This window comes from Prevotella sp. oral taxon 306 str. F0472 (genome assembly GCF_000257925.1).
GTDB classification, from domain to species: Bacteria; Bacteroidota; Bacteroidia; order Bacteroidales; family Bacteroidaceae; genus Prevotella; species Prevotella vespertina.
Genome location: NZ_AJIN01000009.1, coordinates 91693 through 109302 on the forward strand (window position 1 = coordinate 91693; position 17610 = coordinate 109302).

At 42.4% G+C, this 17610-nt stretch carries 16 protein-coding genes and 2 tRNA genes; 9 read left to right on the top strand and 9 right to left on the bottom strand.

The window, feature by feature from the left end; all coding sequences use genetic code 11:
* Positions 1–85: 85 nt before the first annotated feature.
* Positions 86–988, bottom strand: coding sequence for a hydrogen peroxide-inducible genes activator (locus HMPREF9969_RS00615; protein WP_009433878.1), 903 nt, complete (start codon positions 986–988; stop codon positions 86–88).
* Positions 989–1285: 297 nt separating this feature from the next.
* Between HMPREF9969_RS00615 and ahpC the strand changes: the two genes are divergently transcribed.
* Positions 1286–1852 (top strand): alkyl hydroperoxide reductase subunit C, encoded by a 567-nt coding sequence (ahpC, locus tag HMPREF9969_RS00620; protein WP_009433884.1) that lies wholly within the window; start codon positions 1286–1288, stop codon positions 1850–1852.
* A 283-nt stretch (positions 1853–2135) separates the two neighbouring features.
* Here ahpC and HMPREF9969_RS00625 read toward each other — a convergent pair whose 3' ends face one another.
* From HMPREF9969_RS00625 to HMPREF9969_RS00655, 7 genes are all read right to left on the bottom strand, one after another.
* Positions 2136–3365 carry a glycoside hydrolase family 27 protein gene (locus HMPREF9969_RS00625; RefSeq protein ID WP_009433901.1) on the bottom strand — a complete coding sequence of 410 codons (1230 nt, stop codon included), beginning with the start codon at positions 3363–3365 and terminating at the stop codon, positions 2136–2138.
* A gap of 74 nt (positions 3366–3439) precedes the next feature.
* A tRNA-Gln gene (locus HMPREF9969_RS00630) sits at positions 3440–3510 on the bottom strand.
* Positions 3511–3583: 73 nt separating this feature from the next.
* Complete coding sequence (locus HMPREF9969_RS00635) at positions 3584–4816, bottom strand: nucleoside recognition domain-containing protein (RefSeq protein WP_009434000.1); 1233 nt, start codon at positions 4814–4816, stop codon at positions 3584–3586.
* A 5-nt stretch (positions 4817–4821) separates the two neighbouring features.
* A complete protein-coding gene (locus HMPREF9969_RS00640; protein ID WP_009433919.1) occupies positions 4822–5583 on the bottom strand; it encodes a L,D-transpeptidase in 762 nt (253 codons plus the stop codon).
* Between the two features lie 4 nt (positions 5584–5587).
* The gene (locus HMPREF9969_RS00645; RefSeq protein ID WP_009433993.1) at positions 5588–6580 is read right to left on the bottom strand and encodes a L,D-transpeptidase; all 993 of its coding nucleotides are present in this window, start codon (positions 6578–6580) and stop codon (positions 5588–5590) included.
* Between the two features lie 177 nt (positions 6581–6757).
* Positions 6758–7402 carry a zinc-ribbon domain-containing protein gene (locus HMPREF9969_RS00650; protein WP_009433896.1) on the bottom strand — a complete coding sequence of 215 codons (645 nt, stop codon included), beginning with the start codon at positions 7400–7402 and terminating at the stop codon, positions 6758–6760.
* 252 nt (positions 7403–7654) lie between these two features.
* A tRNA-Gln gene (locus HMPREF9969_RS00655) sits at positions 7655–7725 on the bottom strand.
* A gap of 214 nt (positions 7726–7939) precedes the next feature.
* Here HMPREF9969_RS00655 and HMPREF9969_RS00660 point away from each other — a divergent pair.
* From HMPREF9969_RS00660 to HMPREF9969_RS00685, 6 genes are all read left to right on the top strand, one after another.
* The gene (locus tag HMPREF9969_RS00660; protein ID WP_036894466.1) at positions 7940–8671 is read left to right on the top strand and encodes a helix-turn-helix domain-containing protein; all 732 of its coding nucleotides are present in this window, start codon (positions 7940–7942) and stop codon (positions 8669–8671) included.
* A 120-nt stretch (positions 8672–8791) separates the two neighbouring features.
* Positions 8792–10855 (top strand): hypothetical protein, encoded by a 2064-nt coding sequence (locus HMPREF9969_RS00665; RefSeq protein ID WP_009433922.1) that lies wholly within the window; start codon positions 8792–8794, stop codon positions 10853–10855.
* A 454-nt stretch (positions 10856–11309) separates the two neighbouring features.
* Positions 11310–11513 carry a hypothetical protein gene (locus HMPREF9969_RS00670; RefSeq protein ID WP_036894502.1) on the top strand — a complete coding sequence of 68 codons (204 nt, stop codon included), beginning with the start codon at positions 11310–11312 and terminating at the stop codon, positions 11511–11513.
* 61 nt (positions 11514–11574) lie between these two features.
* Positions 11575–13131, top strand: coding sequence for a hypothetical protein (locus tag HMPREF9969_RS00675; protein WP_009433977.1), 1557 nt, complete (start codon positions 11575–11577; stop codon positions 13129–13131).
* Between the two features lie 259 nt (positions 13132–13390).
* Positions 13391–13858: an HU family DNA-binding protein gene (locus HMPREF9969_RS00680; RefSeq protein ID WP_009433979.1), complete on the top strand. Its 468-nt coding sequence runs from the start codon at positions 13391–13393 to the stop codon at positions 13856–13858.
* Positions 13859–14289: 431 nt separating this feature from the next.
* A complete protein-coding gene (locus tag HMPREF9969_RS00685; RefSeq protein WP_009433899.1) occupies positions 14290–14763 on the top strand; it encodes an HU family DNA-binding protein in 474 nt (157 codons plus the stop codon).
* 225 nt (positions 14764–14988) lie between these two features.
* On the opposite strand, the gene HMPREF9969_RS00690 is transcribed toward HMPREF9969_RS00685, so the two are convergent.
* Entirely contained in the window at positions 14989–15264 is a 276-nt protein-coding gene (locus tag HMPREF9969_RS00690) for an HU family DNA-binding protein (protein WP_009433913.1), read from the bottom strand.
* A 223-nt stretch (positions 15265–15487) separates the two neighbouring features.
* On the opposite strand from HMPREF9969_RS00690, the gene HMPREF9969_RS00695 reads away from it, so the two are divergent.
* Positions 15488–16429, top strand: a complete 942-nt coding sequence (locus tag HMPREF9969_RS00695; protein WP_036894507.1) for a rhomboid family intramembrane serine protease — start codon at positions 15488–15490, stop codon at positions 16427–16429.
* Between the two features lie 57 nt (positions 16430–16486).
* The gene (locus HMPREF9969_RS00700) at positions 16487–17590 is read left to right on the top strand and encodes an endonuclease/exonuclease/phosphatase family protein (RefSeq protein WP_009433992.1); all 1104 of its coding nucleotides are present in this window, start codon (positions 16487–16489) and stop codon (positions 17588–17590) included.
* The last annotated feature ends 20 nt before the right edge of the window (positions 17591–17610 follow it).

Here is a 17610-nt window from a genome sequence, read left to right on the forward strand (position 1 = left end):
TGTATCAAATGTTTCCAATCGTTTGTTGGATATTTGATGCAGCCTTTTTCGTTTCTAAAAGTCTATTTTCGTCAGTCCAAAATCTCTATTTCTTCATCTCTTCAGGTATTGATTCTCGGATTCGATTCACCAACATCTCCAACAATGTATGCCGTATGAAGTTAGGCGAAGTCATCATAACAATCTCACGCGAAGGCACAGGATGGGCAAAAGAACGCACCAGTTTGCGTTGCTCTTCATTGAGTTGTGGCAATGCTAATTGCGGTATAAACGTCACCCCTTTACCATTTTCAACAATGCGCATAAAGGTTTCTATGCTCCCGAGATTGTAACTCTTCTTACTCAATGAAGCCGATTTAAGATGGCAAAACTTAACGAGTTGATCACGAAAACAGTGCCCTTCGTCCAATAACCATAGGTATTCTCCTGACAGATCGGCTGGTCGTATGAACTTACAAGCGTACAATGGATCCTCTTTCGCTACATAAGCCAAGAACTGTTCATGGTAGAGTGTGGTGCAATTCATCTCTTCCAAACCACTCACCTGCGCCAATATCCCTGCATCAATATTCCCTTTTCTGATCGCACGGCACATTTCATCCGTCTTCATCTCCGTTATTCTCACATCCATTTCAGGGTGTTCTTTCATCAACTGAGGGAAGAATCGTGGGATAAGATAAGGTGCTATCGTTGGCAAAACAGCCACTTCAAAGGTTCCCGTAAGCGTTTTCTGCTCCTCTTCTATCGTCTGTTTTAGTTTCTTTGCACGTGAGAGAACCTTCCACGCATGCTCTATCACCACCCTACCAGCCTTTGTTGGCTGTATGGGTTGCTGTTTTCTATCGAAGATCTTAACGCCCAACTCATTCTCTAACTTTTGTATCATCGAACTCAGAGTAGGCTGTGTTACGTTGCACTCATCGGCGGCTTTTGCAAAATGTTTGAGCCGATACAGTGCCATAACATATTCTAATTGCTGTAGTGTCATTGTCTTATTGAGCTATAAAGAATGCAACAAATATAGGAATAAAAAGCCGAACTCGGATTGACTTAGCCTGTAATAAATCTAAAAACAAATGATAATCATGATTTTTAGGTATCAATATTCTCAATTATTATTGACGACTACTTACACGCTGTAAGTACTTCATTTTCAATACTCTTAATGCCCTTTATAGATTTTCTCTATCATCTGATAGAAATAATCAGTTGGTCACGACAAATAGAAAATCTATCTTTGCATCACAAAACAAAATATTTTCTCATAATTAAAGTATATTCATATATGGAACCAATCATCAATTCATTAGCACCAGAATTTAGTGTTCAAGCCTTCCAAGACGGACAGTTTAAGAGCGTATCAAGCAAGGATATCGAAGGCAAGTGGGCTTTGTTCTTCTTCTATCCAGCTGACTTTACATTCGTATGTCCTACTGAGTTAGAGGATCTTGCTGATAAGTACGAGCAATTAAAGGCTATGGGTGTTGAGGTATTCTCGGTTAGTTGCGATACACACTTCGTTCACAAGGCATGGCATGACGCATCTGAAAGCATCAAGAAGATTAAGTACACCATGCTTGCTGACCCAACAGGCGTATTGAGCCGTGGCTTTGGTGTTTACAAAGAGGATGAGGGTTTGGCTTATCGTGGCACATTCTTAGTGGATCCAGAAGGCCGTATCAAGGTTGCAGAGATACAAGATAACAGCATAGGACGCAATGCAGAAGAGTTAGTGCGTAAGGTTGAAGCAGCTCAATTTGTTGCTACTCACGATGGAGAAGTTTGTCCAGCAAGATGGACGAGAGGCGCAAAGACATTGAAGCCAAGCATTGATCTCGTGGGTAAGATCTAATTCTCTCATTTGCGCTTATAGGTTGACTAAACATTATGAAATATGACTGTGGAGGGGTAAACATCGTGTTTATCCCTCCATTCCTTTATGTCCTCTAATCCAATTCATGGTTCTCCAGATTATTACAAGACTTCTGTAATACTTCTCCAAGTGCTTTGTAATACTTCTCCAAAGCACTTGTAATAATCCTGTAGATGGTTAAGATGGATTTTAAATGAGTGTTTGTTGCAATAAAAAAAGGCTTGATACGAATTTGTATCAAGCCTTTCTTATGGTCAGAATATTACTTTTCTGTAACGACAAATACTTTTGTTTCGTGGGCTTCTAACTTACCTTCCCATGCTTTCTTAACCGATGTGTTCTTGTGTTCCCAAACATCTCTAAAGTCGTATTTGGCACTCTTGCCAAGGAAAGATAAGGGCAAGCTAATGCGTTGAGCTTTGTCAGAAGGATTCATAATAGCTATTGCCTGTCGGTTATTCGTCAGTTGACGATGATAAACACGGCACTCTCTAATGCGCTGAACAAGCCGAGCTGCCTTGCCAAGTGCGTCTTGGTTGATGGCAATAATCTCTTTGTTGAGTAGGATTCGACGTGTTGCAGCATTCTCATTGAGTATATCGTGACTCATAGCCAAGGGCGAGGCGAACATACACCACATAGACATTTGGGTCTGATACTCCGTATATGTACAGCCAATACCCCCTAAATCGCTTGACGGACCGCCTTTTCCTTCAAGTCCAACAATCAGCATGTCCATGTCATTCCAGTGTCCCGGGCCAGCAAAAGAGTAAAGAGGTTCGGTGATGTCGATGATGTCTAAAATGCCCATACCGCCTTGTTTCACTATGTCCTTCCACATATCTCGCACGTCATAGCTTATTCTCCACAGCGAACCACCAGCCTGTCTTGCCCATAGTTCGGGGTTGAGTTGTCCCCATTCGCACACTCCGAGAGCTATTTTTCGCCCTGATTTCTCCAGCGCATCACCCATTCGTTTGTATCTTTCGTGGGCAACTGCACTATCAGAAGGAGCGTGACAATAGTCGTATTTCAGGTAGTCCATTCCCCACTCAGCGAAGGTCTTTGCGTCTTGTTCCTCAAAGTTATAACTTGCAGTATAGCCAGCACAGGTCAAAGGAGCTGCATCTGAATAGATACCGAGCTTTAATCCACGACTATGAACATAGTCAGCTAAAGCCTTCATACCGCTTGGGAACTTCACAGGATCAGGTATAATGTTATTGCGTTTGTCACGTCCTCCCTGCCAAGCATCGTCAATAAAGATGTATTGATAGCCTGCATCTGCATAGCCATCAGCCGCCATCTTGTCTGCAATTTGTCGTATTAATTGCTCGTTAATATCCTCTCCATACTTGTTCCAAGTCATGAATCCCATTGGAGGAGTCAGTGCTAACGAGTCACGATTGCCTGCTTGTGAGTTCAAACAACAGCCTAATAACATCGTTAAAAACAAAAAAGTCTTGTTGAGTTTACTTGTTAGGTAATTCATAAAAGATAGTAATTTAGTTTGTTAGTGTAATCAAAAAAATCCGCAGACTCAACTAGAATCAGCGGATTTTAACGTTGTCCCAGGCGGATTCGAACCACCACTGACAGAACCAAAAACTGTAGTGCTACCATTACACCATAGGACAATTGCGATGCAAAGGTAATACTTTTGTATGTTATAATCAAATATTCTTCCTACTTTTTTGCCGTGTTCTTACATTAAGCAAAGAAGAAGTAGCTGAAAAGAACGGCTGCAACCATACCTGCAATGTCCGCCATGACACCACAAACCACTGAATATCTGTATTTCTTAATACCCACGCTTCCGAAGTAAATAGCTAGGATATAGAAGGTTGTGTCTGTGCTTCCTTGTAAGATACTGGCTGTATGTCCGATGAAAGAGTCGACTCCGAATGAGTTAAAACACTCTAACATCATCCCTCGCGCACCCGGTCCACTGAGTGGCTTCATCAATGCTACAGGGAGAGTACTTACCCAATCGCTATTCATTCCGAGCATTTCTACACCCGCTTTGATAGTGTCTTGAAACATATCGAGTGCTCCTGATGCACGGAAAACACCTACAGCTGCGAGGATGGCTATGCAATAAGGAATCAGAGTAACCGCCACTTTGAATCCGCCTTTGGCTCCTTCTATGAATGAGTTATAGACGTTCAACTTCTTCCGCCAGCCTGCATAGATGAAGAGAATGATGGCTCCTAACATAATGCAACTGGTGAGGATGCGACAAAAATGCTGCGTTTGTTCGGTATCCATACCATGAATTGCAGTGAAGAGTCCTGCTACCAATGCTGCAACAACAGCCGCTGCGGTGAGGATAGCCTTATTGAATAGATTGATTTTCTGGTATATAGACGTGACCAAAAGACCCACGAGTGTGGAACACAAGGTGGCGAGTAACATTGGAATAAACACATCTGTCGGGTCGGCAGCACCTGCTTTTGCCCTGTAAGCCATGATAGATACGGGGATAATCGTTAGACCAGAAGTATTTAAAACGAGGAACATTATCATCGGATTACTTGCTGTGTCTTTCTTCGGATTAAGGCTTTGTAACTCCTGCATAGCCTTTAGTCCCACAGGAGTTGCAGCATTATCAAGTCCCAGCATATTGGCAGAGAAGTTCATAAATATCGATCCCAACGCAGGGTGCCCCTTAGGTATATCAGGGAAGAGTTTGGTGAGTACGGGACTAAGAAAGTTGGCTAAGCGTTGCACCAAGCCACTATCTTCGCCAATCTTCAGCATTCCCATCCATAGAGTAAGTGTGCCTGTCAGTCCTAATGTCATTTCAAATCCAACCTTCGAAGCCTCGAATGTGGAGTCCATCATTGCTGGTAAGGCATCGTAATCACCCATGAATATGAGTTTGATAACGCCCACGAGGACGCCAATTACAAATAATGCAATCCAGATATAGTTAAGAACCATTGTTGTTATTGTTTAATAAGTACGCCTTGCGGAAGCTGACGTTGTGTGTTTGTTGTTGATGTTTTGATTGTTTGTGGACGGAAGTGTCGCAATCGGGGTTCGCCCAGTTGCTCCATCGCTCGTACCTCATAAGGATAGTCGTCGACATCTTCTGCCTTGATAATCACCTTCATCCCGACAAAAGCATATCGGTTTCGAAGGTCGCGAACATCCTCATCTTTCAGTCTTATACAGCCTTCGCTGGCTAATCCTGGTACACTCTCTCTGTTATTCGTACTGCCATGTATGCCTATACTTCGGTTTCCTGTCCCTATGTTCAAACGCAGGAAATAAGGTCCATAAGCCAATATGTTGCCTCGACCATCACGGAAGTCGTGCTTCCAAGAGGCTGCATTACATATCTGTGATATGCTGAAGGAAGGAATAGAAGGTGTGCAATGCGGAGTGCGCATATCGCCTGTTCGAGTCTTATTACCCCTGTTTACTGCAAAACAAGCATCGTATCTTGCTACAAGAATAGTGTCATCTAACCTCTTCTCATAAACATATAAGTAGTAATCTTTCTTCGATATAACAATGAAACAGTTGTTTTTATTCTCTGCGCCGAGCGATATGGAGACATCAGCTGGTGCCCGTGTCGTTTTCTGTCCATGCACAACCACCTGTTTCTCGCAGATGTTGTCGGGTGAATAAGGGAGTGTCTGCGCTTCGATACTAAGGCAGAAAGCAACAGAGAACAACGTGAAAATCTTTCTTAAAAAGCCCATGTTCTTACTTTTTCTCTGGTGCAGTGAGTTTCCCACCACCAATGTGTACACCTTTCTCATTAGGAATCTTACCCCCACCGATACGCAATTCTTCTTTTGAGATAGGCTTCTTGTCTTCCTTAGGCTCTGTCTTATCAGAAGTCTTCACACGTCCAGTCTTTGCTGTGGCAGTTGCTATCTGTTCGTTGGTCAATGTCTTTGTAGCATCGAAGTGACGCTTACGTTCAATCTTCTGACGCTTCATTGCATGAATTTCAAAGGGGTAATCGTCTACGTTTTCAGCCTTGATAACAACCTTCATACCCTCTGTTGCATAGTTTTCGGCTAGGTCTTTTATGTCCTCATCCTTTAGTCTTATGCAGCCTTCACTAGCCCTTCCGGGTACACTCTCACGGTTGTTTGTACTTCCATGGATACCAATTCCACTGTGCCCAGGCGTTTTTAGACGTAGAAAATAGTCCCCGTAACTCTTGATTTTACCACGACCATCACCGAAGTCATGCTCCCAGTTAGAGGCAGAAACAATCTGTTGGACTTGGAAAGGGTTATCTATCGTACAATGCGGAGTGCGCATATCGCCCTCTTTCTCCTTTTGTCCTTTCTTCAAAGAGAAGGCACAATCATAGCGAGCAATGAGTGTTGTGTCCTTACCTTGTGGCTCGTAAACATAGAGATAATAGTCTTTCTTCGACATAACAATGAAGAGTTTCTTCTTGTCTTTGACCTTATCTTTAAAGCTAAGGCTTGTGTCTGGCGTTGTGCGAATGGTGCGATTGCCATAATCAAGTACTACTTCTTCCTTGATAGCATTGCCTGAATAAGGTAAACCTTCTATTGCCGCCTTGTCGTCTTTAGCAACAGCAAGCCCATTGGCATTGACGCTCATGGATGCACCTTGCCCTTCGTTATTGTTCTCTTTGTCTTTTTTTCCACCGCAAGAAACGATAGAAACAGCTGTTAGAGCTGCTAAAAGACCTATAAACATTGACTTTCTCATTTTGTATAAAACCTTTTTTGAGTATGTTATTCATGCCTCCTAAGAATGCAAAGAAGCATGTTTTGATGATCTAATGATAACCTTTATTCCTGATAGATATATACTATAACGGTCGGAAAGAGCATCTTTTGTTCTTGCCGACCGCAGTTATTTAATGGATAGATATCATGTTCTTTATTATCTAAGGTAGGCGAAGTCGGCTGAAACATAGTATTCCCCGTCTTCGAAAAGCACCTTATACCAATTGCCGTATGCCCCTAAGAAAGGTAGAGATGTACCTTTTGATACTGTGTAAGCCTTGCCATTATAATACTGCAAAAAGCCATATTCCTTTCCAGGTCCTATGCGCATACGTACACCAACACCATTGATAACAACACGAGTAGCCTCTGATGGTGAAACAGATGTAGGCTTTTCTTTAACATATTGCACCTTTACAGGTTCCTTACTCTTCTTTTCTATCTGTTTCTTGAGTTGGTCGTATGAAGCCTTCATCGAGTCGTTTGAAGCCTTCATCTCTTTGATAGTCTCTTGTTGTACATTAGTTTCCTGTGACACAGGCTCCTTACTCTTCCCTGCAAAAAGCCATATTCCAAGACCGATACCAGCCATGACAAGGACGATAAGAATACCAATTAAGACTTTGACCATGTCGTTATTGCCAGATGGCTGTGGGGTGTATTGTGGGCGTTGATACGCATCTTGTACAGGTGGATAAGGCTGTGCAGTATTTTCTGAAGGTATAGCATTTCCACAGCTAGAGCAATGTTTTGCACCAGGAGAAAGAGGTGCTCCGCAATTAGAACAGAATCTTTGTGACATTGTTGTAGGTGTTTAAGGGTTATAAAAATGTGTGACTTAATTATTCAGAGAGCTTGTTATTTGTTTCTTTCTTATAGGTGTGAACAGTCTTATATGTGCTTATTTTGATTCAAGAAGATTGTGATAAACATCTTACACAATAGTTGAAAGCTCACGAGTTATTACTTTAGGTAATAAATGGATTTAGTTAATTATACTTGAGATAAGGCTCTTTGAAAGTACTGATATTCAAAGAACTCTTATCTAAAAGAGTTGTCCCAGGCGGATTCGAACCACCACTGACAGAACCAAAAACTGTAGTGCTACCATTACACCATAGGACAATCACACGTGCAAAGGTAATGTTTTTTTGTATTATCAGCAACTCTTAACGATTCTTTTTATAGGTGTTCTGTACTTGCGTGTGCTTGTTTGTTACACCTATTATATATATAGCAACATTTACTTTGGATAGATTTGGAGGTAAAGAAAAAAAGACTTATATTTGCGAATCACATACTTTTATGCCTGTTATTCAGTTATTTAATTCCTTTGCTTATGAAACCTATCTCTTCCGTAATAGTATTTCTTTTATTGGTGTTGTCAGCTATGTGTACGAGCATAAACAGTTATCGTTGTGCAGAAACGGCTATTGTGCAGGACATGAATCAGGCTTTGGAGAAGACACTTGCAGTGAAGCGTGAAGCATGGATAACGCCTGATACGATACAAAACTACCGTGAGCATTTGCGAATAAAGGACTTGAAGAGTCGGTCATTTGTATCTTATGCACTCGAAAAGAACGATTATTCCTTGTGTAGTCAGCGTTATCAATGGCAGAAAGGACGGCATTCTCTGATGTTCCAAAGCTATGCTGATTGTTCATTTGGTACTATTTGGGGATTATCTGACCAACGTTTAGCTTTGTTCCTCACCTTATCTGCCATGTTATGGATGCTCTTTTCTGTTGTTTATTGGCGTCGGAATGGGGCTGGGAGAATGTTTTTTGGAAGTATGACCTACGTCCCTTTAGAGCATTCCTTCCGTGATGTGCAGGGGAAAGAGATTCCTTTTACACCTATGCAGCACCAGTTAATGGAGTTGTTTATGGCTTCTGGTGATATGAAATTATCAAAGATTACCATTTGTGAAAGCCTTTGGCCGAAGAAACCCGATGCCAGTGAGACACTTTACACACTGATTCGTCGCTTGAAGCCTGTTGTTAGTGAGCATTGTGGATTGACCATTACGGCAGAGAAGGGAGGTGGCTATCGACTCAAATACTTATAAGGTGAATAATCCTTGGAAGTGTTAAAGGCAATAGAGAAAAGCTATTGTCAGACAGATGTCAGTCTTATTTTTTGCACTTGAACAGTGTTGGAATTACCTTTGATTCAAAATATTCAAGCTATGAAGAAAGTATTATGTACATTGCTGTTAGGCTTCTTGGTGCTACCAGTTGGAGCCCAAGAAGAGGTGAAGAATGCAAAAGAACCGAAGGAGGTGCAGCTGAATGAGGTTACTGTTGAGGCTGCTCGAGTGCTAACAAAGGTGGATGGTCTGTTGATTATTCCGTCTGATACACAGCGTAAAGCATCCACGAATGGATATAGTTTGCTAAGTAAACTATCGTTACCACACGTTCGGGTAGATCCTGTGAGCCATGCTGTTACTGCTTTAATGAATAATGGTGCGGTGCAGTTAAGGCTGAATGGAGTTGTAATAGATAAGGAGGAAATGCTCTCCTTAGACCCTAAACTTGTGAAAAACATTGATTTCATCGATAATCCGGGTGTCAGATACGGGGAGAATATAGCTTATGTTATTGATATAAAAACGAAAAGGAACATAGGTGGATACGTCGTTGGCGTAGACTTAACACACACGCTAACAGCGTGGAATACGGATAATACCATCTATACAAAGCTAAATCATAAAAATTCGGAACTGTCCTTTTCTTATAACTTCTCCTATCGGGACTTCCGTAATGGGCGTACTTCAGAGACGGCAGATTACCTATTAAATAATGGTAGTCATTATCTTGTTACACGTAAGCAAACGGCTGGTAGGGATAGAGCTTTGGGTAATCGACTTCAGATGAAGTATAGCCTTGCCGATTCTGCCTCCTATGTTTTCCAAGCCACGTTATCGACCTTTGGAATGAATACTCCTAGTTGTTTCTCTGATTATCAATTAATGGATGGGACGCTAACACAGGCTTATCAAGATGTGAATAAGTCGAGTCGTTTTACGCCAGTTATCGATCTTTACTTCTTTCATAAGCTAGGGAATCATCAGAGTGTAACGGCGAACGTTGTTGGAACAGCTATCTACACGGATAAGTACGTGAGGCAGGGTGAGGGAACACCTTATACTTATAATGTAGATGGAGATACTTGGTCGGTTCAGAGTGAGGCTATTTATGAAAACAAATTGGAGCCTTTCACGCTCTCTGCTGGCTTGCAACACATGCAGAAATACACGCGTAATCATTATACAGGGGATGTTGATGCACTGAATAAGATGCACCTTGGTGAACTCTATCTTTTCTCTGAGTTAAAAGGAAAGTGGCAGCAGTTGAGTTATTCTCTGGGCGTTGGAGTGGCAAACAAAACCTATTCTCAAGCCAGTTATGATTATAATTATTGGACGTTGCGACCGAAGGTTACATTAAAGTATATGCTTCTGAAAGGACTAAATGTGGGTTACGCTTTTCAAACTTATCGCCGAGTTTCGCCTTACGCAATGGTTTCTGATATGCGAATAAGGAATAATAGTCGTGAATGGACTGTGGGTAATCCAGCCTTGAAGCCCTCACGCGTCATTCAACATACGATGAGTTTAGATTATTATGGTGATCGGGTGTCGAACAGTATGTACATGGAGTATCGGCGAAACTTGCATTGTAATATGGCAAGATATGAGCGAACTGCATCGGATGAGTTCCTTTATTCGCAACAGAACATGGGGAGTATTAGCTTGTTCCATGTGCAAGATAATTTGAAGTATGAGCTTATTCCTGAACACTTATCAGTGACATTGACGGGTGGAATTAACCGTTATTTTAATGTTTGTAGTCTTTATCGTCATTATCTCACCAGCTACACTTATGGTGGAAGTGTGCAGGCTTACCTTGGTAAATGGACGTTGCAAGGATATGCAGATAATGGTTGGAGGTTCTTAGAAGGAGAGAGATTAGGGCATAATGGAGCGTTTAGTTATTTGGCAATAAGTTATAGTTGGGGGAATTGCAGTCTTTCTCTCGATGTGCAACACGTCTTCCAACAGCATCCACGAATGTATAAGTCACAGCTCCTCAACGCATATCTACATAAGAGTGAAATAGAACGTAATAGAGACTTGGGTAATATGATAGGGCTTAACTTTACGTGGCGATTGTCGAAGGGTAAGGCTTATAAGCAGATTGAAAAGCGAATAGAACGTCAAGAAGATAAGCAGACTGGAATCATGTAAAGTACTATGGCTAGTGATGCGTCTAGTTCCTCTAATTTCGCATAGTCTTCTCTAGGACTTCTAGTAAAATTTAGGTGTCCTAGAGAAGACTTTTCCTCTTTTCCTTGCTCCTTTAATTTATTCTTCTTACCTTTGCCGCCGTGAAAGAATTAGCAATGACATATCAAGTGAACGAAGTACTGCAAAGAATTATCAAGTTCTTTGCATCTTTTTGCACTTTATCTTTGGTCAATCCAAATAATTTGCTAACACACACACACACACACACACACATTCGCACCTAGCGTCTAATAACACATTTTTTCTTCTCTCATACGCGCGCGCGAAGCGTGCCGTAACCCCTGTAAACAAAGGACTTTCAAGAGTTTCCTTTGTTCGTTTTTTTATGCCCTTTTGTGAACTCGATTTAGAGCAAAATAAGAATGAAATAACAGCTATTTTAATCAAGAAAGTTATGAGAAAAGAACAAACTAAAAGGGATTATTCTGCACCCAGTTGCATGATAATCCAAATGAACGAGACCACTAATTTGATGGATACGTCTTTCCCCAGTCAGCATAATCCTGCACAGTCAGGTGGAACCTTTGGTGATGCAAAGCAAGCACCAGGATGGTTGTCTGAAGAAGAGGAAGAAGAAAACCCAGCATGGGAAGACTAACAGAGAGTTATTAACAAAGTAAAGAACGTAAGTACAGACTTACGACAAGCAAACAAAGAAAATGAAGAAAACAATGAAAAGACATTCATTCAAGTCAGGGCTTTTGTCATTGATGGCATTATGCAGCATGGCTTTGACAATCGGTTCTTGCGCGAACGATGATGTAGCACAGAACCCAACAATACCTAACGACGACAAGAATTTGACGACCTTTGCAGCAGGCACTCCCACAACCCGCACCTCAATGGAGAGCGACGGTAAGTTCTTTTGGGAGCAAGGAGATAAGATTTATGTAAAGGACGATAACGGTTCATGGAACGCAAGTAGCAACTCACCAACAGGTAAGACAGATAACTTTAAGTTCAAAGTGCCTGGCACTTACACAGCCCACACGTCATACGAGGTTTATTATCCAGGTCAAGGCGGTAGCAATGACCAAGCTGTTATCGCTGCCAGCCAAAGCCAAGCAGAGCCAAACACAACCACTCACTTCGGTGCAGCAGGTGATTGCGGAATGGCAACAGCAACTAAAGTACCAGGTAAACAGCAGTTCGCTTTTACCTTAGACCATAAGGCAGCTTACCTCCTCTTCTTGCCACGCACTAGCAACACGGTTCTGAACAAATGTTACTTAACCAAGGTAGAGGTAAATTCCGCTGATGATATTACCGATACTTACACCCTCAACCCAACAACAGGCGAACTCACAGGAACGGGCACTGGCAAGCAGATTACAGTTGAACTAGGTGGTAGCGGTACTTATGCTAATGGTTTCCCTTTGACTAATAGCACAGCCAGTGCAGCCACTAATGGTGCTTATATGGTAATTAAGCCAGGCACACACACCTTAAAGATTCGTTATTGGGTGAAAGATATTGCCACCAATGTTGAGGGAACTATCACTAAGGTCCTTTCTTCAAAGAACTTTGAGCAGAACAAGTATTATAACATCACTGCCAACCTTGACGTGCACGATTACGACGGCGACCATTACTATATGTGGGACGCACAGGAACAATATTGGAAAGGTTACGAATGGACAAAGCACTTACCAGGAAACGCAGGTCAGCCAACCCTTAATGGTAACAGTTCATCAAACTACGCCCAGATCTACACTGACTCTCGTCGGTACCACGGGGGTGGTGGTTCAGGTCGCTTCGACGCTACCCAGAGTTGCGCAGGTCTTCCTAACGTAAACGAGATGACATGGTACGCCGCAAATGGCGATCCTTGTTGGGACAATGACGAATTATGGACAACTATGGGTCATTTATATAAAGGTGGCATGTGGTTTAAGAAGAAAGCATACATAAGCGGATTCAATGCCAACACGGCTGTCGATGGAATCGATTGGCGAACTAACTTAAACTATCAAAGTTGGTCAGCATCTCATACACTTCCTTCCGCAGCCGATGCAAACAAATATTTCTACCTGCCCGCCTTGGGTTACTACGTCTCTGGTCAGCTGTACTTCGTTGGCGTCACCGGCTACTATTGGTTGTCAAGTGCTCTCCCAGGGAACAGCGGCAGCGCGTACAGCCTGAACTTCAACAGTGGTGGCTTCGGCGTGAACAGCCGCAACCGCGTCAGCGGATTCAGGGTCGGCGGGTTCGAGTAGTCCGTGCGCTTGCCCTTTTACAGGTGTCGCCCTCTAAGAAGCTCCACCTCGGACAACGCCGTAAGGTGATTGAAATAGGACATAGACAATGGGCTTCAAGGGTGTTTAATACCTACGGTCAAGGGTGTTTAACACCCTTGGTCAACAGTGTTAAACACCCTTGATGACGAGTCTTTAAACACCCTTGATTTGAAGTGTTGAATACCAATAGAGAAAGAGTTTTAACAACATAATTATCAACCATTTAAAAGTAAATACTATGGTAGAATTTGAGGTAAAATCAAAGAAACAAACAATCGGGAAGAAAAAGGGGCAGACAGTGTACTATGCTGTTCCCAAGAGTAACCAACACATAACGCTTGACGCACTTTGCGACATGATTATGGACGAAACATCGCTCTCGCGCGGTGACGTGATGAATACGCTTATCACGCTGGGTAAGATGGCGTGTCGCTCATTGAAGATGGGTGCCAGTGTTGACCTCGGCGACCTTGGTTCGCTCCGCATTTACTTCCCTCCAAAGATGATGGACGACATGAAGGACGTGACAGCTGCCACACTCAAAACTCCTAAGATTATCTTCACGCCTAAAGCTAAAATGCGTGAGGCTGCTCATGCTGCGGAGGTGTCGGTGGATAATCCTGCTAGGAAGAAAAAAAGCCTCCCCCCCGACCCCTCTCCGAAAGGAGAGGGGAGTGAAGACCACACTGGACCACAGGCAGGGTAAAAGCCCCCTCAAAAAGCCTCCCCAAGCCCCTCCGAAGGAGGGGATGTCCTTATTGGATATAGTTTGAAACGACAGAGAGCCTGTAAGTTGGGTTATGGACATCCCCTCCTTCGGAGGGGCTTGGGGAGGCTTCCTTTAGGGTCGGCTTTCTTTTTTACCACGGGAGCATTTAAGATTGATTCAGGGTCTCAAACGTTCTGTAATAAGACAATCGATTATATTAATTGTGAAATTAATGTCTTTCAAAACTAGTGTATTAATTTGGTTCTCTCGCTTCCGTGGTATAGCCTCACCCCAACCTAACGGGGTGGGGCTTTTGTATGAGACAGAGGTACATAGGATTTTGAGACATAGTAACATACGAACAGTTGAATACTAATAGAAAAAGAGTTTTAATAACATAATTATCAACCATTTAAAAGAATGATACTATGGTAGAATTTGAGGTAAAATCAAAGAAACAAACAATCGGGAAGAAGAAGGGGCAGACGGTGTACTATGCTGTGCCCAAGAGTAACCAACACATGACGCTTGATGCACTTTGCGACATGATTATGGACGAGACATCGCTCTCGCGTGGTGATGTGATGAGCACGCTTATCACGTTGGGTAAGATGGCGTGCCGATCATTGAAGATGGGTGCTAGTGTTGATCTTGGCGACCTTGGTTCGCTCCGTGTTTATTTCCCTCCAAAGATGATGGACAATCAGAAAGATGTAACAGCCGCCACGCTGAAGAAACCGAAGATTGTCTTTACTCCTAAGAATAGGATGCGTGAGGCTGCAAATGCCGTGGAGGTGTCAGTGGATAATCCTGCTAGGAAAACAGGAAAAGAAAGCCTCACCCCCGACCCCTCTCCGAGTGGAGAGGGGAGTGAAGAGAATCCTGGACCGGTGGTTGGGTAAGGCCTCCCCAAGCCCAGGCCTCACCCCCCAGCCCCTCTCCGAGGGAGAGGGTAGCTCTAGGAGGGGATGTGCCTAATGGGAAGCTAGTTAGGATATTGAGAGACGGGAATGATAAGCAATGAGGAATATGTCATTTCTTTTATTGTTTTGTCTTGAATAGTAAAACAATCGAAGAGGCGAACCTTGCAAGGCTCGCCTCTTATACTATTGTAAATAGTTTACAATTTATTTGTTAACAGCATCTGCCAATTCTGCTCCAGCCTTGAACTTTGCTACCTTCTTTGCTGGAATCTGAATCTTCTGCTTTGTTGCTGGGTTGATACCTTCGTGAGCTGGACGCTCGTTGATAGAAAATGTGCCGAAGCCTACGAGCTGAACCTTATCTCCTTCAACAAGTGCACCCTTGATTGCTTCAGTTGTTGCATCTAATGCCTTCTTTGCGTCAGCCTTGCTTAGATTAGCAGAAGCCGCAATCTTCTCGATTAACTCTGTCTTGTTCATAATTCCGATTTATTTGTTGATTAATTTATGAATGATACTTTCGATTATGCTGCAAATATAGTTGATTCCTTTTATATAACAAGTAAAATCGAAGGAAAAGTGTAGAAAAATATAAAAATAGGCTCTTATCCTTCCCTTTTCCTGCTAAATAACGGGATTATTTCGTATTTTTGCAACGTTTTAAAGATAATGGCTTACAATAAGAAATTAACAAATGCGTAATATACTGAATATTCCGATAGTCACAAGAAATCTCCTTATTATAAACGTCTTGGTGTTTTTTGCTTCTTATGTGTTTGGAGTTATAGGTATTGATTTTGATAATCTCTTTGGGTTATTCTATATTGGTTCTTCTAACTTCGGCGTCTGGCAGTTCTTTACCAGTATGTTTATGCATGGCAATATTATGCATATTGCCACGAACATGTTTATGTTGTGGATGTTTGGATCAGTCATAGAGCATGTATGGGGACCGAGGAAGTTCCTTTTTTATTACATTATCTGTGGTATCGGAGGCGGTATCCTTCAGGAATTAGCGTGGTATTGTATGCCTTTCGTAATGGATACGATTACTGTGACGAGGAATGGGGTGAGCATTGACATACCATCTGTTATATATATCCAACAGACAATGGCAATTGGAGCATCCGGTGCTGTCGTAGGTTTGTTGCTAGCTTTTGGAATGTTATTCCCTAATGAGCGAATGTTCATTATACCGATTCCTGTTCCCATAAAAGCCAAATGGTTGGTGACTGGTATGATTGCTATTGAGATATTCTCATCGTTCAGTCCTGGCTCTGATATTGCCCATGTAGTGCATGTGGGAGGTGCTTTAACGGGTTTCTTGCTGATTATGTATTGGAAGAGACATCCATATTCAGGATATGGAAATATGGGTATGCACAAAGGACATCAGTTCTTTGATCGTATGAAAGATAGCTGGGAAAAGCATACAGGGAAGGTTGGGACAGACGGGAATAATAACTCTTGGGGAACCTCCTCACAGCATAACTCGACACCACAGACTAGTGATTGGGATTATAATGCGCAGAAGCATAGAGAGCAAGAAGAGATAGATCGTATCTTAGACAAGATTCGCAAGAGCGGCTATGATAGTCTTTCTAAATCAGAGAAGCAAAAGCTCTTCGATAGTAGCAAGAAGTAAGTGTAATTGTAATAAGCATGGGCAGATGTCCTGAACGAGACTTATGAGCGTATATTTATGATGCTTAAGAATTTCAAGAAGTTCACATTCAGAGCACTCTTTGTAGGTAATATCCTTGTTATATTGTTGATGTTGCTAATTGGCAATATCGACTGGTTGAATCCTGTTGATTATCCTCTGCTTGCTAATCTAGGATTGGGATATCCTATACTCCTTGCGTTTAACTTCGCTTTCCTTGTCTTTTGGGCATTTGTGAGATTGCGTACAATATGGCTTCCCGTATTGGGCTTTATCCTTTGTTTTGCCTCTATCCGAATCTATTGCCCGTTTAATCTTCCAAAGGATAAGCCCCATGGTGCTATTAAAGTCCTGTCTTACAATGTCTATATGTTTGATTCTTGGGAAGAGACCAATCCTAAGACCAACCCAATTGTCAACTATATCATTGACAGCAAGGCTGATTTGGTTTGCTTGCAAGAAGCTCAAGGCGATGGTGATAAGAATGGAGGAATCTATAAAAGACTAAAGGCACACTATCCATACTTCAAGTTGATGGTGAAGAAGAAGCCCGGTGCTGATTACATGGTATTGCTGAGTCGTTATCCAATTCTTTGGCAAGATACCATCCCGTATGGCTCTAGTTCTAACCAAAGTGTGGCTTATATGGTAGACATAAAAGGCACAAAGACGCTTGTTGTGAATAACCATTTTGAGAGTAACGGATTGTCCAATGATGATAAAGCGGGCTTTAAGTCGCTCGTGAAAGGGCATATGCGGACGAATAAGGCCAAGTCAGAGTCCGTGCACCTATTGCGTAAGTTGGGAAAGGTCTCAATGCGTCGTGCCCCACAAGCAGATATGGTGGCACGTTATGTTAAGCAATATCTCGATAAGAAAGTGCCCGTAATACTCTGTGGCGACTTTAATGATAACCCACTAAGTTACACCCATCGAGTCATAGATAAGGAACTGATAGATTGCTTCGTAGCGAGTGGTAATGGTCCTGGAATCAGCTATCATCGTAGCGGGATGTACTTCCGTATAGACCATATATTCTGTTCTGACGACTTTGAGCCATACGATGCGCACGTCGACAATAGTGTGACTACATCTGACCATTATCCCATTTATTGTTGGCTCAAATACCGCCCCAAACCTTAAAAAGCACACATTTATAAGGT